Raw genomic sequence first — 20,218 nt, 5'->3', positions numbered from 1 at the left:
GCGGCCGTTATTTTTTTATTTATTTTTTTATTGAATTAAATGCAAATATAATATAAAATTTGATCATATAAATTTATAGGTGTAATATTATGTCTAATGAGAGGATTACTGAAGATATTGTTAGAGAGCATTTTAAAAAAGATAAATTGTTCAATTCTATTATATTTGAAGAACAAAAAACAAATAATCCAAAAATTCAAAAGCTATTAAAAAATGCATCAAAATCTGGTTTTGGTATTGGTAAACCTGAATTTATAATACATGGGTTTAAATTTCCATTTAATAATTTAGTAATAGTGATAGAATGCAAAGCAGATATTAAGAAACATAAAAGTGTTTATGGAGATAAATATTCTGAATATGCGGTAGATGGTGTGAAATTATATGCTTCATATTTAAATAAAGAATTTGATGTTTTAGCAATAGCAGTGAGTGGTCAAGCTAAAGATAATATTAAAGTATCCTATTTTTATTATAAACAAGGAAATGAAGAACTTAATTTAGATTTAGAGAATGATAAATTATATATATTAGAAGATTGTCTTGAAGTCATAAAATTAAAAAATAAAAAAGAGTTTGATTTGGAACAATTAAGAGATTTTGCTAAAAAACTTAATGATGATTTACATAATCATAGTATACCTGAAGATAAAAGAGCGTTTTTACTTAGTGGTATATTATTAGCTTTGAATAGAGATACTGCATTTAGAAATTCTTATAAATTTTATGATAAACCTGATAGTCTTGCAAATGCATTAGTTAATTCTATAACTGATATTTTAAATAATGAAAATATAGCTTCAATAAAAAAAGAAACTTTAACATTAGAATATAGCTTTATAAAAACACATCATAGCTTAATAGAACAAAATGATAAAGATTATAATGATATGTATATTAAAAGAATTATAGAACAGATAGAAGAAAATGTAGCTAAACCATTGGAAGATTCAAAAAATCAAAAATACATAGATGCTATAGGAGAAATGTATACAGAATTTTTAAGATATGCTAATAATGAAGCTAAATTGGGTATTGTATTAACTCCTCCTCATATAACAGAATTTATGTGTGATTTGATTGATATTAATAAAAATGATGTAGTAATAGATATTTGTTGTGGTACTGCTGGATTTCTAATAGCAGCAATGACTAAAATGATAAAAGACTGTAAAAATGATTCTGAAAAAATAGACTATATAAAAAAAAATCAAATAATAGGTATTGAAGAAAAATCTAATATTCATGCTTTAGGATGTGCAAACATGATTCTACATGGAGATGGTAAAAGTCATATTATACAGTTAGATTGTTTTAAAGCTAGTAAAGATAAATATTTGCATGGCAAAAAAATAACAAAAGCTTTATTAAATCCACCATATAAAGCAAAAGAATCTCCAGCTAAACAATTAGAATTTGTGGAAAAATCATTAGAATTATTAGAACCTAATGGAAAATGTGCTGCTATTGTTCAAATGAGTTGTGCGATAAAAAATGATAATAAAGTAAGACAAATGAAGAGTAAAATATTATCAAAACATACTCTTGAGGCTGTAATATCTATGCCTGATGATTTATTTTATCCTGTTGGTGTAGTTACTTGTATAATGATATTTACTGCTCATATAAAACATTCTAAAAATCACAATACTTGGTTTGGCTATTTGAAAGATGATGGTTTTGAAAAAAGAAAACATAAAGGTAGAGTTGATTTAAAAAATAAATGGAAGAATATAAAAGATTATTTTATTCATTTATTAAAAAATAAACAGGAAAAAGTAGGTATATCAATACAACATCATGTTGAAGATAGTGATGAATGGTGTGCTGAGGCTTATATGGAAACAGATTATAGTACATTAACAGAAAAAGATTTTGAAAATACAATAAAAAAATATTTGAGTTTTTCTATTATGAATGGAAGTATAGATGAAAAGAATTGAAGAATTATTTTATATTAAATATGGTAATAGTCTATCTTTACAAGATTGTGAACTCTCAACTAATGGGATTCCTTTTATATCTAGAGGAGCTAAGAATAATGGAGTAACTGCTAGAGTAAAATTATTAAATAATATAAAATTGAATAAGCCTAATACAATAAGTGTAGCAGTATCTGGTTCTGTGTTAGAAGCATTTTTACAAAAAGAGCCTTATTATACTGGTTATCACATTTTTATTTTAGAACCAAAATTAAGATTGAGTGATATAGAAATGTTATTTTATTGTATGTGTATAAGAGCTAATAAGTATAAATATAATTATGGAAGACAAGCAAATAGGACTTTAAAAAATTTAATTGTTCCAGATACAAAAGATATACCAAGTTATATATATAATTATAAATTAGAATTTCCAAATAATAATCCAATATTAAAAGATAATAATTTTATTATAAATACTAATTTTTGGAATAATTTTATTTATAGTGATATATTTAGAAAGCCTACAAGGGGTAAGTTAGTTTCTATAAAAGATTTTAATATTGGAAAAATGCCTGTTGTAACTTCTACTGAAGATAATAATGGTATTAATGATTATTTAGATATTCCAGATTTTTTATTAGAAGAAGAAAATACTATAACTATAGCAAATAATGGTTCAGTTGGCGCTACTTTTTATCAAGAAAAAAAATATGCTGCAACTTCTGATGTTACTATTATGAAATTAAAAGATAAAAATGTGAAACTAAATAAATATATAGCATTGTTTTTGGTAACAGTAATATCTAAAGAAAAATATAGATTTAATTATGGAAGGAAATGGGGAATTACTAGAATGGAAAAAACAACTATTAAACTACCAGCAAAATTTATCAATGATAAATATGAACCTGATTGGGAATATATGGAAAATTATATAAAATCTTTACCTTATAGTTCTTCTATTTAAGAAATATAATCAAAATCTTTTATAGGTGTTAACATTTCTAAGAAAGTAATAAATTTGATTAAGTTAAAATGTGTACATTAAGTATAAAATTTAAAGGGGTATGTAATAAAAATTGTATATAAGCGAAGCAGTTTTCACCGCTCCGCTTTATTATTAGGAAAAAATTACAATAAAAAAATTAATGATTATTTTTCAACGAAATCTCTTATTTTTTTAGCAGCTTCTTTTAATAAAGGTATATCTTGAGTTAAAGCAATTCTAAAATAATTTTCACTTCCAAAAGCAATACCAGGTACAACAGCAACTCCAGTTTCATCTAATAAACGCATAGAAAAATCAAGTGAAGGTTCATTTGAGAATTTAGAATACCCTACAAATAAATAGAATGCTCCTCTAGGTTCTATAACTTCAAAACCTAAATCATTTAATTCTTTAGCCATAAAGAAAGCTCTCTCTTTATAAATATCTCTGAAACTTTCTATTACAGGATAATTTTCTAAAGCATATTCAGCAATGGCACAAGAAAGAGAAACCATACTTCCTACATTGTTAAAGCTTGCATTAACCAAATATTTTCTAACTTCCTCTGGTGCTATACTATATCCTATTCTCCAGCCAGTCATAGAATGAGATTTTGAAAAACCATTAAGCACTATAACTTTATCTTTGATTGACGGATAAGAAGCAAATGAAGTAAATGGATAAAATGATATTGCTGAATATATTTCATCAGCTATAATGAATATATCTTTTTTCTCAAAATATTTTACAAGCTCGTCCATTTCTTCTTTTTTAAGCATATATCCAGATGGATTTCCCGGATTACTGAAAAGTATAGCTTTAGTTTTATTTGTAATTACTTTTTCTATTGCCTCAGGTTTAAGTACAAGATGATCAGGTCTAGTATCTAAAAATACTGGTTTTCCATAAGAAAGTTTTACAGCCTGTTCATAGGGTGAGAAAAATGGAGTTGGTATTATAACTTCATCGTCAATATTTAATATAGTTCTAAATACAGATGAAATACCTTCCATAGAACCTATATGCATAGTAACATTATTTGCATTAATATTTGAACCATAATATTTATTATAATGCTTTGCTACTAAATCTCTTAAATGATCGCTTCCGCCGGATTGTGTATATGGTAATGCATGAGTTTGAGCATATTGGCATGCATAGTCAATAAGTTCTTTTGGAGGCTGTAAATCAGGTTCTCCTATTGTAAGCATTATAGCATTTTCTTTTTTTTGAGCTTTTTCAGTTAATTCTCTTATAAGCGAGTATGGCACTTGAACTATGTTTTTATTGAGTTCCATAACGATTCTCCATAGATGTTTTTTTTAATTAATATATTCAGATTCAATATTATATACAATAATATTATATATAATAATGCATATATTTTACCAAAAATATTTAATTTGTCAATTTGTATTATGGAAAAGTAGAATATTTTTTATAAAAAATATTTAATGAAATTATAATGATTATAAAAAGCCTCTATATCAATTATAATACAGAGGCTTTAAATTAATGAAAATTATTTTCTCAAATCATCTACCAATTTAGTTTTATCAGCAGTTTTTTCATCTTTAGTTTTTACCACTTTAGCAGGATTTCCGGCAACCACCTGATTTTCTCAGGTAGCCTACCATCCCATAATAATTATAATGCAATAAAAAAGGTGCCAACTTTATTTAAGTAAGCACCTTAATTAGTTTATATTCTTTATTTAATTATCATTAACTTGTTTATTATCTATTCTCAAAGAAAAATCCGAAGCTAAACATCAAACCTACAGAATGATATTGTTTAACAGTATGAGAAGCAAATAGATTATTCATATCATTAGCATTAAAAATCATATTTTCATAAGATAAATGGACACCAGCAATGAAATCTGTTTTTTCTGTTTCAAAGAATTTCCTTTCAAATGATAATCTTACATAAGGAGATATTGGAACTGATTTATAATTCATATTTATTAAGGGATTAAACTGCACTCCTGAAGATATTCCTACAAGAAGATTTTGATTATTTTTAGTTAAATCAAATTTTAAAGCTACTCCTGTATATATTCCGAATGCTGATACTCTGTTAATCAAAGATGTATTTTTATCGATTACAGATACCATATGCTCATTAATACCAAAATCAAATAAAAGATCTATACCACTTAATAAATTAACATTATTTAATTTAAATCCATATCCTATTTGAAAATTTATATCTAATCTTGGATCTAATAATACACTATTATAATCTTTAGTTTCAGCTATATTGATATCCGCACCTAATCTAGGGCTTATTCCAAATTTAAAATTAGCAAAAAGATTAAAAGAAAATAATATTAACAATGCTGGTATATAAAATATTGTTTTTGATATAATCATTATGTAAAATCCTTAAATTAAATCATATATGTAATAAACATATATATAAATATATTTGTAAAATATATTTATATTATAATAACTTTAAGCAAAAATTTGACCTAATCCCCATATAATAAGACCACCAAAAGTTATAACAGCAAAAATCCACATAAATCTAGAATTATTAGAAGATATATATTCATTTATAGCATCTTATACAGTATATGATACTAACATTATATTAGCCTCATATTTTGTTTCTTCATCTAAATTAGAATATAATATTTCTGATATTGTTTCTTTTAATTTCAAATCCAAAAAATTATTAACAGTTAATCCATTATTATCCCAAATTATATCAAAAGTACCATTTACTTTATCATAATTTTTTATATATCCATCTAATATTTTTTCATCATCACTAATTGATACTTTATTTGGAAATAAATCATTATTATTATACGACAAATTAATTTTTACATTTTCTTTTTTAGCAAATACAGAAACAATATAATTATTATCTAGCTTACTTGATGTTATAGAAATATTTTCTTCCTTAGAATTATTCAAGGAAAGTCTATCATTTTCTTTTTGAAGAGTCACATTATCATTTAATCTGTAACTCTCAAAATTTTGTTTTGGATCTGTTGGTTTTGCATTACTGCATGATGGCAAACTAATTAATATTAATGTTACCATAAAAATAGATAAAAATTTTTTCATATTTTAACTCCTAGTATTTTTATATGATAAAATTATAAAAAAAAAAAATTAATAAACAAATTATAGTTCATAAATTATTAATAAAATAAACTTTTTACAAAAAATACAAATTATTTATATTAATATTTTAAAAAAATGAATATAAAAAAATTGCAGCTTATAAAAAATATTATAAACTGCAATTAATATTTTATCTAAATATTAAGTTTTTTAATTATTATTTTCTCAAATCATCTACTAATTTAGTTTTATCAGCAGTTTTTTCATCTTTAGTCTTTATAACTTTAGCAGGGTTACCAGCAACAACTTGATTTTCCTCAACATCTTCTAAAACAACAGCACCGGCACCTATAACAGCATTCTTGCCAACATGAACACCTTCAATGATAACAGCATTGGCACCTATAACAACATTATCTTCTATTATAACAGGTTTAGCAGAAGGAGGCTCAATAACTCCAGCAAGTACAGCACCAGCACCAACATGGCAATTCTTTCCTACAATAGCACGTCCGCCTAAAACGGCTCCCATATCTATCATAGTGCCTTCACCGATTTCAGCACCAATATTGATAATAGCTCCCATCATAATAACAGCATTGTCTCCAATTTTTACTTTATCTCTTATTATAGCACCTGGTTCTATTCTAGCATTAACAGCAGTATAATCTAAAGTAGGTACTCCAGAATTTCTTCTGTCATTTTCCAAATAGTAATCATCTATGAATTTTTTATATTCAGTTAATATAGTTTGTATATCTTCATAATCACCAACTACAAAATGAAAATTACCTGATGAAAAAACTTTAGCATTAGTACTTGCTTGAAGATTAGGTAAATTTCCTTTTATATATATTTTTATAGGTGTTTTCTTCTTAGAATTCTTAATATAAGCAATAATATCTTCTGACTTTTCTAACATGTCCATTTCCGTTTCTCCTCAATTATAGTTTTTATATAAATTATTTATGATAATACTTCTTTCATTCTGTAAAGACCAGGTTTTTTTCCTACAAGGAATTTAGCAGCTTTAATAGCACCTTTTGCAAAAATTCTCCTTGAAGTAGAAGTATGTTTAATTTCTATTATCTCATCATCTCCATAGAAAATAACACTATGTTCTCCAACTACAGAACCGCCTCTTATAGAGTGTATTCCTATTTCTTTTTTATCTCTTGCATGAAGACCGTTTCTTCCGTTTACAGCAGTCATTTCATTATTTAGAGCATCATTAATAACATTATAAAGAGTTTTAGCAGTACCGCTTGGAGAATCCACTTTTCTATTATGGTGAGTTTCTACAATCTCAATATCAAAATCATTTAATAAAGGTGCAATTTTAGAAACAACTTCATTCATTAAATTGATACCTATACAAGTATTTGAAGATAATACTATAGGTACTTTTATAGAAGCTTCAACAATTTTAGCAAGCATAGTTTCATCATAACCAGTAGTACAAATAACCATCGGTATATTATTTTTAATAGAATATTCAATCATAGCAGGAAGTCTTGAGAAATGAGAGAAGTCTATAATTACATCTCCTTTTTCATTAGTGAAGTCATCAGCAAAAGCAGTGATTTCTAATTCTTTTTCCTGCATTATAACCTCTTTTAATATAGAGCTCATAACTCCAGTTCCATGTATCATTACTTTCATTTTTTACTCCGATTTAAATATTTATTTTTTTAATCCGTATTTATTTAATATTTGTCTTACATATTCTCTATTTTTATCACTTAAAGGTCCCAATGGCGAACGGCATTCACCAACTTCAAAACCCATTATGTTCATAGCTTCTTTTATAGGTACAGGATTAGTTTCTATAAACATAGCTCTTACTAAATCTATATATTTAACTTGAGCTTTAATAGCTTCATTAACATTACCATTAAGGAAATTCATAACCATGTCATGATTTTCTTTAGGTATAATATTGCTTGTAACAGATATAACCCCTTTAGCACCTAAAGCAAGCATTGGAGTAACCATATCATCATTACCAGAATATATATCCAAGTTAGGTGCAATATTTGCTATATCAGCTACATAACTAATATCCCCGCTTGCTTCTTTAATACCATTAATATTTGAAACTTCAGATAAAGTTTTTATAACATTAAGTGATAATTTAACTCCGGTTCTTGAAGGCACATTATACATTATAACAGGACATTTAACACTTGCAGCTATTTGTTTGAAATAATCTATAAGTCCGCTTTCATTACCTTTATTATAGTATGGAGTTACTGCCATTACTATATCAGCACCATATTCATAAGATTTTTTACTGAACTCTACTGCGGTTGCTGTATTATTTGTTCCAGTTCCTGCAATTACCAAAGTTCTTTTTTTAGTACGCTCGATACAGAATTTTATAACTTCCATTCTTTCTTCAGCAGTAAGTGTTGCACTTTCAGCTGTTGTACCTGCGGCAATAATAGCATCTGTTTTATTTGCTATTTGAAATTCAATTAACTCCTCTAATTTTGTATAGTTAACCTGATTATCTTTTGTAAATGGTGTTATTAAAGCTACACCTGCTCCTTCAAATAATGACATATTCAATCTCCTTTAATTATATATTGCATTTTATTTTTTTACCATAGTAAATTATAAAAAATAATTATGTTAATTTATAAACTTATTTTTATTTTTATAAGTGTTATAAACATTTAATAATTGTGTTTTCACTCCTATATTAATAGCTTCTTCATCTATATCAAAAAGTCCATTGTGTATAGGTGCATTTATTTTATCATTTGAAACACCTAAACTGAAAAATGAGCCTTTTACTCTTTGAAGATAATAACTGAAGTCTTCAGTTGTCATATTGGCATTTTCTTCTAGGCAATTTTCTTTTCCTAAAATTTCTGATGCTGATTCTCTTATAATATTAACTGCCTCATCATGATTTATTAAAGCAGGATAAGAAGGTATATCTATAAACTCAGCTTCAGCACCAAAATTATTGCCAGTATTTATAACTATATTTTTTATTATATTTAATCTTTTGTTTCTAGTTTCATCATCGCATAACATTCTAATAATGCCTTCCATTTTTACATTATCAGCTACAATATTATTAGCAGTTCCTCCATTTATAGTGCCTATATGAAGTCTTGTAGTTCCGTCAGTAAAGGCAGATATATAACTATGAAGCTGTGTTATAATATGAGAAGCTACTATTATAGCATCAATTCCATTATATGATTTTGCTCCATGTGCTGATTTGCCTTTTATATGCACTTCAAACATATTAGAACTTGCATACATTGAACCGTATTTAGTACTTATTTGTCCAACTCTTATTTCCGGACGTACATGAAGCCCATAAATAACATTAACATTTTCTAAAGCTCCCTCATTAATCATAGGTAATGCACCGCCTGTAGTTTCTTCTGCAGGCTGATATATTAATCTTATATTACATGGAGGTGTAACTTCTGAAAAATATTTTGCTATTCCTGTAAGTATAGTAGTATGAACATCATGTCCGCAAGAATGACATTTACCCTTGTTTTTTGAAGAATATGAGCAATTTTTTTTATCTTCCATAGGTAAAGCATCTATATCAGCTCTGAATGCTACTGTAAAAGTTTTATCTTCTCCTTCAATATCTGCTATTATGCCTGTTTTTGCTACCTGTGTTTTATGATTTATATTAAGTGATTTAAGTATAGAAGATATTTTCTCCATAGTTCTGAATTCCTCAAAGCCTAGCTCTGGGTGAGAATGTAAATCTCTCCTTAAATCTATTAAAAACTCTCTCATAGATAAGAGTATATCATCTGATATTATAGAATTACTATTTTGCATTATTTTATACGCCTTGTTAGTTTTTTAAAACAGTTATACCATATTGTATATAAAATACTGTTATTAAAAAATTATTATATATGTTTTATTATTTAAATAAAGAATTATATTAGAGTATTACTTCTTAGATTTTGATAAGTTGCGTTTGAAAGATTTATAGAATTTAGAAAGTTGAAAATAAATATTTGAATAGCTAGAAGAATTAGTACTATTCTGGGTTGTATTACAGGTGAACAAAGAGTACATTCCAAACTCCTTAAAAATTATTGATAGTATTATTATATAAGATAATATCGTAAAAGTCAATAAAGAAGTTTATTATTTTTTATAAAAAGAAATATAAAATTATTTTATAGTGCTGAATTATAAAGGCATTTAAATTTTTTTTATTGTTTTATTCTGCCCGCCCGCCCACCCCTAATTTAGGAATGGGAAATCATATAAAAAAGGAACGCATATTATATGTATGCATTCCTTTTATATTAAATTCATTTTTTACAATTAGAATCTTATACCAAGCTGAGCACCTAAATCTACACTAGATAATTTGAAGTCATAAGTTTTACTTTCCATAAATGGTATATCATAAGCAATATAAATACCAGCTGTTAAATTAAGAGGCAAAATGAAATCAAGAGCTACTTTTACATAAGGTATAAAAGGTTTATTAAATTCTCTATATATAGTTTTTGTATCATACATACTAGCTTGAGCTATGCCGTTTGCTCCTCTTTTATCATACATAAGTCCAGCTATAGGGAATTTGAATCCTCCTCCCACACCTATAGAGATGAAAGCTAAATCTATTCTAGGAAGCAAACCAAGATGGAAGCTGTCAAAAGAAGCACCATATCTTCCTTTTTCTCCTTTTAATCCGAAAGCAAATACATCTTTCTGATAACCTATATCAAGACCTATCCCTAAAGATATATTGCTTATTCCAAAATAATATCCAGGTATAACATGAATACCAAATTCAAAACCAGCATCAGCTTTAGTGTATTTAGAAGCATCAGTTCCAGTGTATGTTCCTAAACTTACTCCGAAAGGAAATAATACATTTACCTCAAATCCAGTTTTAGCCATCAGATTTCCGCTTAATGCAATGATTAATAAACTTGCAATTGTTATTATTTTTTTCATTTTTTATAGTCCTTTATATATTTTTTATTGTCATATATATTCGACAATAGCTATAATATATTTATAATAAAAAAAATTATGATAAAAAAAGAGGAATACATATTATTAAATATGCATTCCTCAAGTATTATTTTTTATTAATTTAATTTTGATTAGAATCTTAATCCAATTTCAGCACCTAAATCAAAAGATGACATTTTGATATTATTGCCAGGATCTTTGTATTCAATTAAAGGTATATCATAAGCAGCATATACTCCCAAAACCAAATTTAAAGGAAGCATAAAGTCAACAACCCCTTTAATATAAGGTATATATGGATTTTTAAAGTTTCCTTTTATTTTATTTAAATTATATTTTTCAGAAGTTTCTGATCCATTTCCTTCATTAAAATAGCTGCTTCCACCTAAAGGTATTTTTACACCAGCACCTACACCTATAGAAACAAAAGCTATATCTACTCTAGGAAGTACACCTATCATTAAACTGTCAAAAGTTACTCCGCCTTTTAAAGTTTCGTCCATTGCAGCTTTGAATGCAAATACATCTCTGTTATATCCTAAATCTAAGCCTAAACCGAATGATAACATATCAAAACCAAAGTAATATGCAGGCTGAACATGTACTCCAAATTCAAATCCAACATCAGACTTTAAAGTTTTAGCATCATTACCGCTAAAATGACTGAAACTTGCTCCAAGAGGCACCATTATACCTAAACTAAATCCTGTTTTTGCCATAAGTCCGCTGCTTATGCTCATTACTAATATACTTGTTATTATAATAAATTTTTTCATTGTATTTTCTCTCCTAAAAAATTGTATATATCTATATAGTAAATTATAGTTGCGATAGAAATAAACTATATAAATAATTAGTTTTTGTTTATTTATTTCTATATGCTATAATGTTATTTGAATTATTAATTGTTTTCAGATTGTAAGAGTATTCTAACTTTTTTGCAAGTTATTTTTTATGTTTTTTAACTTTCGACTAAATTGTTAAAAAGTACAAAAATGATAAAATAGGATTGCAATAAATAGAAAATAATTATATGTTGTTTTAACGAGGTATTTAAATTTTGGTTTAAAATCTAATAGTTAGATAAAAAAATCTAATAAGGACTTAAATAAATATGCAAGAAAAAATTAACGAATTAAGAAAAAGAAAAGAAAAAATAGAAGAAGGCGGCGGAAAAGAAAAAATAGAAGAACGCCACAAAAAAGGTAAATTAACAGCTAGAGAACGTATTTTGCAGCTTTTAGATGAAGATACTTTCTGTGAGATCGATGCTTTTATAGAGCATAGATGCAGTGATTTTGGAATGGAAAAGAACAAAGTTGCTGGAGAAGGTGTAGTTACAGGATACGGTAAAATCAATGGCAGACAAGTATGTGTATATGCTCAAGACTTCACTGTAATAGGCGGTTCATTGGGACAAATGCATGCTGCTAAAATTTGTAAAGTACAGGATATGGCTATCAAATTGGGCTGTCCTTGTATTGGTATCAATGATTCAGGCGGAGCTAGAATACAAGAGGGTATTGATGCTTTAAGAGGTTATGGCGATATATTCTATAGAAACGTTCAGGCTTCTGGTGTAATTCCTCAAATATGTGTTATTATGGGACCTTGTGCCGGCGGTGCAGTTTATTCTCCTGCTTTGATGGACTTTATACTTATGACTGATAAAACTGCTAACATGTTTATTACTGGTCCTCAGGTAGTAAAAGCAGTAACAGGAGAACAGGTTTCAGCTGAAGAACTTGGAGGAGCATTCGTTCATAGTAAAACTTCTGGTGTTGCTTCTTTGATGTTCCCAGATGAAATTTCTACTTTAGAAGGTGTAAAAAAATTACTTTCTTATATACCTCAAAATAATTTGGAAGATGTACCTTTAGAAAATACTGAAGATGATCCTAATAGAACAGATGAAGAATTATCAGCTATACTTCCAGACAGCCCTAATAAACCTTATGATGTCAAAGAGATAATAAAAAGAGTAGTTGATAATGGTGAGTTTTTTGAGCTTCAGCCTTTATTTGCTACTAATATAGTTATATGTTTTGCACGTCTTGATGGTAAATCTGTTGGTATAATAGCAAATCAGCCTAATTCTATGGCTGGAGTATTAGATATTAATGCAGCAGATAAAGCAGCAAGATTTATACGTTTCTGCGACAGTTTCAATATTCCATTGGTTACATTAGTTGATACTGCAGGATATTTACCTGGTGTAGGTCAGGAGCATAATGGTGTTATTAGACATGGTGCTAAACTTTTATATGCTTATTCAGAAGCTACTGCTCCAAAAATTACTCTTATTATAAGAAAATCTTACGGCGGTGCTTATATAGCTATGTGTTCTAAACATTTAGGTGCTGATATGGTTTATGCTTGGCCTTCTGCTGAGATTGCTGTTATGGGACCAGATGGTGCTGCTAATATTATATTCAAAAAAGATATAGATAAAGCTGATGATCCTAAAAGGGTTAGAGCTGAAAAAATAGAAGAATACAAAAAAGAATTTGCTAATCCTTACAGAGCTGCAGTTAGAGGCTATGTTGATGATGTAATAGAACCAGAATATACTAGAAGCTATCTTATTAATGCTTTACATTTACTTGCAAGCAAAAGAGAAACTAGACTTCCTAGAAAACATGGTAATATACCTCTATAAGTTTGTTTGATTAATAATTATTAAGGAGTTATTAAAAATGGAACATAATGCGGCTATTGCCATATTTGGTATAATGTCTGTTTTGATTGTTGCTTTAGTTTTCTATATATTGTCTATAATTTTGGGTATGATTTTCAAAACTAGAAATATAAAGAAAGAAGAAGAAATCATTAAAGTAGTAGAAGAAAGCAAAACTAAAGAAGAAGATTTACTTGATGATACTGAACTTGTAGCAGTAATTACAGCTTCAATATCAGCTTATACAGGTATGTCTAATAATAAATTCATTATTACATCTATAAAAGAATCTAAAACTCCTATATGGGGAATGGTAGATAGAGTAAATAAAGTTAATTAAAAATAGGGAGAAATAATTATTATGATTAAACAATATAAAATAACTGTTAATGGAAAAGTATATGATGTATCAGTAGAGGAAATCAAATCTGAAAAAAGTAAGCCGGCAGCTACTGTAGTAAATACAGCAACTCCTGCTGCAGCTCCTAAACCAGCAGCTACAACTTCAGCAGCTCCTGCACCAAAAGCAGCTGTAGCTATAGATGAAAATGCTATATCAGTAAAAGCAACTATGCCTGGTACTATATTATCATTTAATGTGGCAGTTGGAGACAAAGTACAAGAAGGTCAGGTTGTAGCTATATTGGAAGCTATGAAAATGGAAAATGAAGTTACAGCTCCTGCTTCAGGTGAAGTAAAATCTATACATGTTGAAAAAGGTTCATCTGTAGTTGAAGGTCAAGTTATATTACAAATTAAGTAATATTAAGGGGTAAATATGAATAATGCTTTAGGTTTGGATTTTAACAATTTACTTACAGGTTTTTATCCGCCAACTATTGCCCAAATTATAATGATACTTTTAGGTGCATATCTTATATATATGTCCATCTATTATAAAAAGAAGCCTTTACTTCTTCTTCCTATGGGTGTTGCCATATTAGCAGCTAATATGCCGCTTCCTAAACTTACCGAAGATGTTGTAACAAGTTTTTTAGGTTTTTTGCATAGTGGGGCAGATAGCGGAGTTTATCCGGTATTGGTATTTTTTGCTGTAGGTACTATGATAGATTTAGGTCTTGTACTTGCTGACCCTAAGAACTTCTTCATAGGGGCAAGTTCACAAATAGGAATATTGATTGTATTCTATATTATGAGTTCATTAAATGTGGGTGAAGGTTTATCTGCTGCTACTTCAATTATAGGTGCTGCTGACGGTGCTTTAGCTATGTATATGAGTTCATTAATTACAGAGCCTAAATATTTTGCAGCTATTGTTATGGCAGCTTATTTATATATGGAGCTTCTTCCTATATTACAATCAACTCTTACAAAAGTTTTAACTACTTCTAAAGAAAGAAAAATTCCTATGAATTATTTAAGACAGGTATCAAGAGGCGAGAAAATTATATTTGCTGTTATTGCTATGGGGCTTTGCGGTATATTCTTAGCTAATTCATTCCCTCTTATAGCTGCACTTTTATTTGGAAGTATTTTAAGAGAATCTGATATTATAAAGAATTTCTCTATTACTTTACAAAAGTCATTAACTGGAATACTTACAATGCTTATTGGTATAGCTATAGGTTCTTCTGCTACTGCTGAATATTTCATGACATTCAATACTCTTATCATATTTGTATTTGGTTTATTGTCATTGATATTAAGCACTACTATAGGTATAGTTACTGCTAAGATTATAAATATATTATCCGGCGGTAAAGTTAATCCTATAATAGGTTCTGCAGGTTTAAGTGCTTTTCCAGTACCTGCTTGGGGAGCCCATGTTTATGGTCAGGAGAATAGTTCTTCTAACTGTTTGCTTCTTCATGCTATGGCAGTTAATATTTCTGGTATAATATCAGGTGCCGTTGTTATGGGAATACTTTTGACATTTTTTCATTAATTAAGATTATTAAATTATTTTTATAAATGAATTTTAAGCCTTGCTATTTTTTGTACAAATAGCAGGGCTTTTTTATTATATATCCCGCCCTTTATTCTTTATTATAAGTTTTTGAATTTTAATATCCATTTCTTAATTACTTAATTAGAAATTTCAGCACCCGCCCAAGTGGTGATTAACTTTAAAATTTCTTTCCCGCACGGTGAACAAAATTAACAATATAATAAAATTTTAATTACAAACAGATTTATATTTTTAGCTTCATTTTCCGTGCGGTATTTACGCTGTAAATTTAAAAAAATCTGGGTGGGCAGCTATAATAAGAGTTTAGATTTTAAAGAAGAATAATTTATAAATATCAGAAGTTATTGAAAGGGTAGAGGGTGGGCATGCAAAATAATTCTTCAATTATAAAATTAATTACATTCCCGCCCTTTATTCTTTATTAGTAACTTTATAATTTTAATATCCATTTTTTAATTTGCTTAATATAAAATTAATATTATTAACTATGTGTAAAGTTTAATTAAAACTATGTATCTCTTGAATATTTTTTATACAATTTTTAGCGTATCCATTACTAGGGTCTAATTCCAATGCTTTTTTATAATCTTTTAATGCATCTTTATATTGTGTTAAATTTTCTTTAGATACTCCTCTGTTGTAATAAATATAACTATTGTTAGGCTCTAACTCTATAGCTTTGTTATAGTCTTTAATAGCTTCAGCATACTGTTTTAAATAGTTTTCAGCATATCCTTTCATATAATAAGCATTACTATAATTAGGGTTTAATTCCAATGCCTTTTTAAAATCTTTTAATGCGTCTTTATATTGTGTTAAATTTTCTTTAGATATTCCTCTATTGTAATAAATATAGCTATTGTTAGGGTCTAACTCTATTGCTTTGTTATAGTCTTTAATAGCTTCAGTATACTGTTCTAAATAGTTTTCAGTATATCCTCTCATGTAATAAGCATCACTATAATTAGGGTCTAAGTATATAGCTTTATCATAGTCTTTAATAGCTTCAAAATGCTGTCTTAAACAATATTTAGCATTTCCCCTGTTATAATAAGCTATTGAAAAAATTGGGTCTAACTCTATTGCTTTGTCATAGTCTCTAATAGCTTCAGCATACTCATATAAATCTAAATTTATATTTCCAAATACTAAATAGATTTCAGCATTATTTCTATCTAACTCTAAAGCTGTTTCTGCATCTTTTTTTGCTTCTTCGTATTGTTTTAAGCACTCTTTTACTCTGCCTATTGCACTATAATATTTTGATTTACTATCATCTAATTCTATAGCTTTATTAAAAGACTGTACGGCTTCTTCATATTTTTCATATTTAAAATAATTTATACCCTCTGCATAATATTTTTCACTTTCACTATTGAAAATATTTTTGTTTTTTATATTTCTTATTTTTTTATTAATTTTTTCTAGTGCATTTTTAGCTTCATCATAATTAGGGTTTAATTCTAATGCCTTTTTATAATCGTATATTGCATCATTATATAGTCCAAGCTCTGCTTTTAAATCGCCTCTTTCTTTATAAATTTCAAAATCATAATTTATTTTTTGCAAATACTTATCTAGCAATTTTAAGTATTTTATATCTCTTTCACTAGCATTATTAAATTTATTTTCATCATAATAAAAACTATTAATAAAATCTGTATATGTATCAAAATTATCTTCACTTGCTTTCATTATTCTGTTTAGTTCTTCATTAAAAGCTTTTATTTTTTTATTGAAGCTGTCAAAATCAGTATAACTATCAGCATCAATACTGCTTAAAAAATTATTTATTTCTTCTATGCATTTTCTTGTTTCTACTTTTAAATCTTCTCTTACCTCTTTAAAATTATTATTTTAGCGAATTTAAAAAGAAAATGGAAAGCGGTACAAGTTTCAAAATTAATACTTACCTACAAATTAAAAAATCTAGTATGTGTTCTCACCATACTAGATTTAAAACAAAATCAACTTTTCAAAATATCGAAAATAATAACAGCAAATAAAAAGTTTTTTTACAGCTTTTTTAATATAAATCTGAGCATATCTTTTAACTATCCATCAGTTAAAAAAATAACAAATCAATACATCAGAAATTTATTTAAATCATTTGAAAACAAATCAAAAAAATATTTATGCGGAGCAGTGCTATGACTACAGAAACACCAGAAGTAAAAAGCGAATACTTAATAGCAACGTACGGCGATGCTATGCTTGACAGAGGCTTTACCTCGATACCGAACACATTAATTTATTACAGAAAAAGACTAGGACTTACTGCAAGCGAGTTTGAGTTTATAATTGCTGTAATGAGCCTTAGCTGGAGAAAAGAAAAAGAAATCAGAGACAAAGAAATCAATCCGATGACTCAGCATTATTACAGACAAAGACAGAGTCTATATGCAAAAGGGTATTTGACTTTTTCAAGTAGGAATATATATAAAAATAATATATTCAGGGGAAAAGGAACTGTATATAATTTCTCAGGATTAAAAAAAGCTATAGAGATGCTTGTTGAAGAAGACAGGGCAATACAAAATATGGATGCACCTGTAGACCAGAAATATGATGAGCCTAGCTTGTTTAATGAAGACATAAACACAGAACCTTTACAGCCTCCGAAATTAATCAAAGATGAAAAAGAAAAAAGCGAAGAAGAAAAAACTCCTGAGGAAAAAGAAGAGGATAAAAAACAGGAAGAGTTTTTAGAAAAATATAATGAGCTTCATAAAGAACTAATAGGCGTTAAAATCAATCATAAATATCATAAAATATATACTAGCTTTTTAATTGATATATTCAAAAAACGTGTGCATGATAATTTTGATGAAGCCTTGTCTATAGTAAAGTTTAATTTTTTAAAATTATCATTAAATAAAAGATACTCATTAAAACTTCAAGACTTATTAAGAATGGCTTTATGTCAAAAAAATGAAAATCCCAAAAATAGTGATAACAAAAAAAATAAAACACAGGAAGATAACAAAAAATACTCAATACCTCGAGGACTTGATAAATTAGATTTCTTATTAAATGAATTAGAAAAAGGAGGAAACATAGATGAAGCGTATGCTAAAATTGCAAATTGCGGATAGCAGTTATTGCCTGCTGAGCTATAAAAAACATTTAGAAGAATTAAAGAAAACTGCAAGAGATGGAAAAGATCCGCACTGCACAAGATGCGATGAGTTTGGATTTGTTATAGGCAGCAATCCTGATACATCTTCTAAAAAAAATCTACTTCCTATTATCTGTCATTGCGTGAGTGATGAAAAAAGTAAGCTGGAAAGGAAAATAGATGAGCTGGAAACAAAAATAAAAAAATATAATATGGTATTTAGTCAATTGGACAATGACATGACATTAAATATTTTTGCTGATAGGTTTAATAATCAAAATCTAGTAAGCAGTATAAAAAAATATTTAGACTTAGGAAGTATGAATTCTCTATATATTGAGGGAGAAAGCGGAACAGGAAAAACTACAATGCTGAAGATGTTATGGCAGATATATGCTATTAATGATATCAAAGCATTGTATATGAAAGCTTCTATTTTTGAAGATATGCATAAAAACTTATTCAATAAAAATTCTCAGGATAGAGATTTGAAATCAAGCATAGATGCAAAAATAGAGAATATAAAATTTGCTGATATTATTATGATTGATGATATTGACAGCGTGGGATTTCATTATGCTGCTGAAGGGTATTATAAATTATTTGACAAAATAAGAGAATTGGAAAAAACAGTTATTCTTACATCAAATAAAAGTTATAGCAGTTTAATGAACAGTTTAAATATAAAAACAAGGAAAGATAATATTGAGGAAATCAAAGGCAGATTAACAAGCAGATTATTAAACCTAAATATTATTGAATTAGAAATGTATAAATCTGAAATCAAATCTAATAAATTAGCATCATAAAAATAAGGAGTTCATTATGCAGTTATGCAGAAAAATTAGAAATACTGAAATTGCTATATTTTGGGATGGAAATATAACAAAAGATATAGAGTTATTTGAAAGTCTAGGATTAATAAAAATCATAGATAACTACTCAAACGGTATATATGAAAGAGAGCTATTTGTAAAAGTAGGAGAATATAAAGCTAAAGATGTTTACATAGAGGAAGAATTAAAAGAAAAATTAGAGATAAAAGATTGCGGTTATGCAAGAAGCTGTTATAAATGGCAGAATGTACAATTATTCAATTGGATTATATTCAGCGATATATATATTTTTAACGGAGCTATAGAAGATACAGAAAAAGCTAAAGCTAAAGTTGTAAGTCATCAATCTTATATAGAAAATTACAGAATGAAAAAAGTTGATTTGACTAAGCCTTTAGATTTATTTCATAAGCTAGAAGAATCAGAATTAAATTAGTTTTTATAATTAAAGTATTTTGAGCAACAATAAATAAAGGATAAGAACAATGAGAGAAGTAAACTTTATAGAAGATAAAGGCCGTTTTGGCATAACTTTTATGTCTGATGATATAGCAGAAGCCAATACTGTCATGAATGCTATACAAAGATTTATTTCAAAAATTAGTAATAAAGAAACTAAAGAAAATATTGATTTTTCTGTATGCCCTACTGGGGAATACGAAGGTACTATATGGATTT

At 27.5% G+C, this 20,218-nt stretch carries 19 protein-coding genes and 1 pseudogene; 10 read left to right on the top strand and 10 right to left on the bottom strand.

Annotation, left to right across the window (positions count from 1 at the left end; genetic code table 11):
* Positions 1-89 precede the first annotated feature (89 nt).
* Together Q0K52_RS02465 and Q0K52_RS02460 are read left to right on the top strand one after the other, a co-directional pair.
* Positions 90-1,943 (top strand): N-6 DNA methylase, encoded by a 1,854-nt coding sequence (locus tag Q0K52_RS02465; RefSeq protein ID WP_297296107.1) that lies wholly within the window; start codon positions 90-92, stop codon positions 1,941-1,943.
* Complete coding sequence (locus Q0K52_RS02460) at positions 1,930-2,892, top strand: restriction endonuclease subunit S (RefSeq protein WP_297296105.1); 963 nt, start codon at positions 1,930-1,932, stop codon at positions 2,890-2,892. Before Q0K52_RS02465 ends, Q0K52_RS02460 begins: the two co-directional genes overlap by 14 nt.
* A 185-nt stretch (positions 2,893-3,077) precedes the next feature.
* Here Q0K52_RS02460 and Q0K52_RS02455 read toward each other — a convergent pair whose 3' ends face one another.
* The 9 genes from Q0K52_RS02455 to Q0K52_RS02415 all read right to left on the bottom strand — a co-directional run bounded on the left by Q0K52_RS02455 (position 3,078) and on the right by Q0K52_RS02415 (position 11,755).
* Complete coding sequence (locus Q0K52_RS02455; RefSeq protein WP_297296103.1) at positions 3,078-4,211, bottom strand: aminotransferase class I/II-fold pyridoxal phosphate-dependent enzyme; 1,134 nt, start codon at positions 4,209-4,211, stop codon at positions 3,078-3,080.
* 438 nt (positions 4,212-4,649) lie between these two features.
* Complete coding sequence (locus tag Q0K52_RS02450) at positions 4,650-5,288, bottom strand: hypothetical protein (protein ID WP_297296101.1); 639 nt, start codon at positions 5,286-5,288, stop codon at positions 4,650-4,652.
* A 195-nt stretch (positions 5,289-5,483) separates the two neighbouring features.
* Complete coding sequence (locus Q0K52_RS02445) at positions 5,484-5,993, bottom strand: hypothetical protein (protein ID WP_297296099.1); 510 nt, start codon at positions 5,991-5,993, stop codon at positions 5,484-5,486.
* 217 nt (positions 5,994-6,210) lie between these two features.
* Complete coding sequence (dapD, locus tag Q0K52_RS02440; protein WP_297296098.1) at positions 6,211-6,921, bottom strand: 2,3,4,5-tetrahydropyridine-2,6-dicarboxylate N-acetyltransferase; 711 nt, start codon at positions 6,919-6,921, stop codon at positions 6,211-6,213.
* A gap of 38 nt (positions 6,922-6,959) precedes the next feature.
* Positions 6,960-7,655, bottom strand: a complete 696-nt coding sequence (gene dapB, locus Q0K52_RS02435; protein WP_297296095.1) for a 4-hydroxy-tetrahydrodipicolinate reductase — start codon at positions 7,653-7,655, stop codon at positions 6,960-6,962.
* Positions 7,656-7,676: 21 nt separating this feature from the next.
* Positions 7,677-8,558, bottom strand: a complete 882-nt coding sequence (dapA, locus tag Q0K52_RS02430; protein ID WP_297296093.1) for a 4-hydroxy-tetrahydrodipicolinate synthase — start codon at positions 8,556-8,558, stop codon at positions 7,677-7,679.
* A gap of 69 nt (positions 8,559-8,627) precedes the next feature.
* Positions 8,628-9,815, bottom strand: a complete 1,188-nt coding sequence (locus Q0K52_RS02425) for a M20 family metallopeptidase (RefSeq protein WP_297296091.1) — start codon at positions 9,813-9,815, stop codon at positions 8,628-8,630.
* A gap of 501 nt (positions 9,816-10,316) precedes the next feature.
* Positions 10,317-10,958, bottom strand: a complete 642-nt coding sequence (locus Q0K52_RS02420) for a hypothetical protein (protein ID WP_297296089.1) — start codon at positions 10,956-10,958, stop codon at positions 10,317-10,319.
* 152 nt (positions 10,959-11,110) lie between these two features.
* Positions 11,111-11,755: a hypothetical protein gene (locus tag Q0K52_RS02415; RefSeq protein WP_297296087.1), complete on the bottom strand. Its 645-nt coding sequence runs from the start codon at positions 11,753-11,755 to the stop codon at positions 11,111-11,113.
* Positions 11,756-12,093: 338 nt separating this feature from the next.
* On the opposite strand from Q0K52_RS02415, the gene Q0K52_RS02410 reads away from it, so the two are divergent.
* Genes Q0K52_RS02410 through Q0K52_RS02395 form a run of 4 tightly spaced genes read left to right on the top strand, consistent with a single transcriptional unit; the run spans position 12,094 to position 15,562 of the window.
* Positions 12,094-13,638, top strand: coding sequence for an acyl-CoA carboxylase subunit beta (locus Q0K52_RS02410; RefSeq protein ID WP_297296085.1), 1,545 nt, complete (start codon positions 12,094-12,096; stop codon positions 13,636-13,638).
* A gap of 37 nt (positions 13,639-13,675) precedes the next feature.
* Entirely contained in the window at positions 13,676-13,996 is a 321-nt protein-coding gene (locus Q0K52_RS02405) for an OadG family protein (protein WP_297296083.1), read from the top strand.
* 21 nt (positions 13,997-14,017) lie between these two features.
* The gene (locus tag Q0K52_RS02400; protein WP_297296081.1) at positions 14,018-14,419 is read left to right on the top strand and encodes a biotin/lipoyl-containing protein; all 402 of its coding nucleotides are present in this window, start codon (positions 14,018-14,020) and stop codon (positions 14,417-14,419) included.
* A gap of 15 nt (positions 14,420-14,434) precedes the next feature.
* The gene (locus Q0K52_RS02395; protein WP_297296079.1) at positions 14,435-15,562 is read left to right on the top strand and encodes a sodium ion-translocating decarboxylase subunit beta; all 1,128 of its coding nucleotides are present in this window, start codon (positions 14,435-14,437) and stop codon (positions 15,560-15,562) included.
* 522 nt (positions 15,563-16,084) lie between these two features.
* Here the strand turns inward: Q0K52_RS02395 and Q0K52_RS02390 are convergent.
* Positions 16,085-17,281 (bottom strand): tetratricopeptide repeat protein, encoded by a 1,197-nt coding sequence (locus Q0K52_RS02390; RefSeq protein WP_297296077.1) that lies wholly within the window; start codon positions 17,279-17,281, stop codon positions 16,085-16,087.
* A gap of 455 nt (positions 17,282-17,736) precedes the next feature.
* Here Q0K52_RS02390 and Q0K52_RS02385 point away from each other — a divergent pair, with 455 nt between their 5' ends.
* The 4 genes and pseudogenes from Q0K52_RS02385 to Q0K52_RS02370 all read left to right on the top strand — a co-directional run.
* Positions 17,737-18,681, top strand: a complete 945-nt coding sequence (locus tag Q0K52_RS02385; RefSeq protein ID WP_297296075.1) for a hypothetical protein — start codon at positions 17,737-17,739, stop codon at positions 18,679-18,681.
* The gene (locus Q0K52_RS02380) at positions 18,647-19,513 is read left to right on the top strand and encodes a DnaA/Hda family protein (protein WP_297296073.1); all 867 of its coding nucleotides are present in this window, start codon (positions 18,647-18,649) and stop codon (positions 19,511-19,513) included. The genes Q0K52_RS02385 and Q0K52_RS02380 overlap by 35 nt, the downstream gene beginning before the upstream one ends.
* A gap of 16 nt (positions 19,514-19,529) precedes the next feature.
* The gene (locus Q0K52_RS02375; RefSeq protein ID WP_297296071.1) at positions 19,530-19,976 is read left to right on the top strand and encodes a hypothetical protein; all 447 of its coding nucleotides are present in this window, start codon (positions 19,530-19,532) and stop codon (positions 19,974-19,976) included.
* Positions 19,977-20,025: 49 nt separating this feature from the next.
* A pseudogene (locus tag Q0K52_RS02370) lies at positions 20,026-20,218 on the top strand (hypothetical protein); the annotation flags it as partial.

Source organism: uncultured Brachyspira sp. (assembly GCF_944390845.1).
GTDB lineage: Bacteria > Spirochaetota > Brachyspiria > Brachyspirales > Brachyspiraceae > Brachyspira > Brachyspira pulli.
Note: the sequence above shows the minus strand (reverse complement) of the source record. Positions and strands in the feature narration are given on the sequence as shown.

Excerpts from the sequence above, each read along its gene's own strand:
- Q0K52_RS02410 (WP_297296085.1), top strand. The coding sequence starts at position 12,094 with ATGCAAGAAAAAATTAACGAATTAAGAAAAAGAAAAGAAAAAATAGAA.
- dapB (WP_297296095.1), bottom strand. The coding sequence starts at position 7,655 with ATGAAAGTAATGATACATGGAACTGGAGTTATGAGCTCTATATTAAAA.
- Q0K52_RS02415 (WP_297296087.1), bottom strand. The coding sequence starts at position 11,755 with ATGAAAAAATTTATTATAATAACAAGTATATTAGTAATGAGCATAAGC.
- Q0K52_RS02380 (WP_297296073.1), top strand. The coding sequence starts at position 18,647 with ATGAAGCGTATGCTAAAATTGCAAATTGCGGATAGCAGTTATTGCCTG.
- Q0K52_RS02385 (WP_297296075.1), top strand. The coding sequence starts at position 17,737 with ATGACTACAGAAACACCAGAAGTAAAAAGCGAATACTTAATAGCAACG.
- Q0K52_RS02375 (WP_297296071.1), top strand. The coding sequence starts at position 19,530 with ATGCAGTTATGCAGAAAAATTAGAAATACTGAAATTGCTATATTTTGG.
- Q0K52_RS02445 (WP_297296099.1), bottom strand. The coding sequence starts at position 5,993 with ATGAAAAAATTTTTATCTATTTTTATGGTAACATTAATATTAATTAGT.
- Q0K52_RS02420 (WP_297296089.1), bottom strand. The coding sequence starts at position 10,958 with ATGAAAAAAATAATAACAATTGCAAGTTTATTAATCATTGCATTAAGC.
- dapA (WP_297296093.1), bottom strand. The coding sequence starts at position 8,558 with ATGTCATTATTTGAAGGAGCAGGTGTAGCTTTAATAACACCATTTACA.
- Q0K52_RS02405 (WP_297296083.1), top strand. The coding sequence starts at position 13,676 with ATGGAACATAATGCGGCTATTGCCATATTTGGTATAATGTCTGTTTTG.
- Q0K52_RS02455 (WP_297296103.1), bottom strand. The coding sequence starts at position 4,211 with ATGGAACTCAATAAAAACATAGTTCAAGTGCCATACTCGCTTATAAGA.
- Q0K52_RS02390 (WP_297296077.1), bottom strand. The coding sequence starts at position 17,281 with ATGAAAGCAAGTGAAGATAATTTTGATACATATACAGATTTTATTAAT.
- Q0K52_RS02460 (WP_297296105.1), top strand. The coding sequence starts at position 1,930 with ATGAAAAGAATTGAAGAATTATTTTATATTAAATATGGTAATAGTCTA.
- dapD (WP_297296098.1), bottom strand. The coding sequence starts at position 6,921 with ATGGACATGTTAGAAAAGTCAGAAGATATTATTGCTTATATTAAGAAT.
- Q0K52_RS02425 (WP_297296091.1), bottom strand. The coding sequence starts at position 9,815 with ATGCAAAATAGTAATTCTATAATATCAGATGATATACTCTTATCTATG.
- Q0K52_RS02465 (WP_297296107.1), top strand. The coding sequence starts at position 90 with ATGTCTAATGAGAGGATTACTGAAGATATTGTTAGAGAGCATTTTAAA.
- Q0K52_RS02395 (WP_297296079.1), top strand. The coding sequence starts at position 14,435 with ATGAATAATGCTTTAGGTTTGGATTTTAACAATTTACTTACAGGTTTT.
- Q0K52_RS02400 (WP_297296081.1), top strand. The coding sequence starts at position 14,018 with ATGATTAAACAATATAAAATAACTGTTAATGGAAAAGTATATGATGTA.
- Q0K52_RS02450 (WP_297296101.1), bottom strand. The coding sequence starts at position 5,288 with ATGATTATATCAAAAACAATATTTTATATACCAGCATTGTTAATATTA.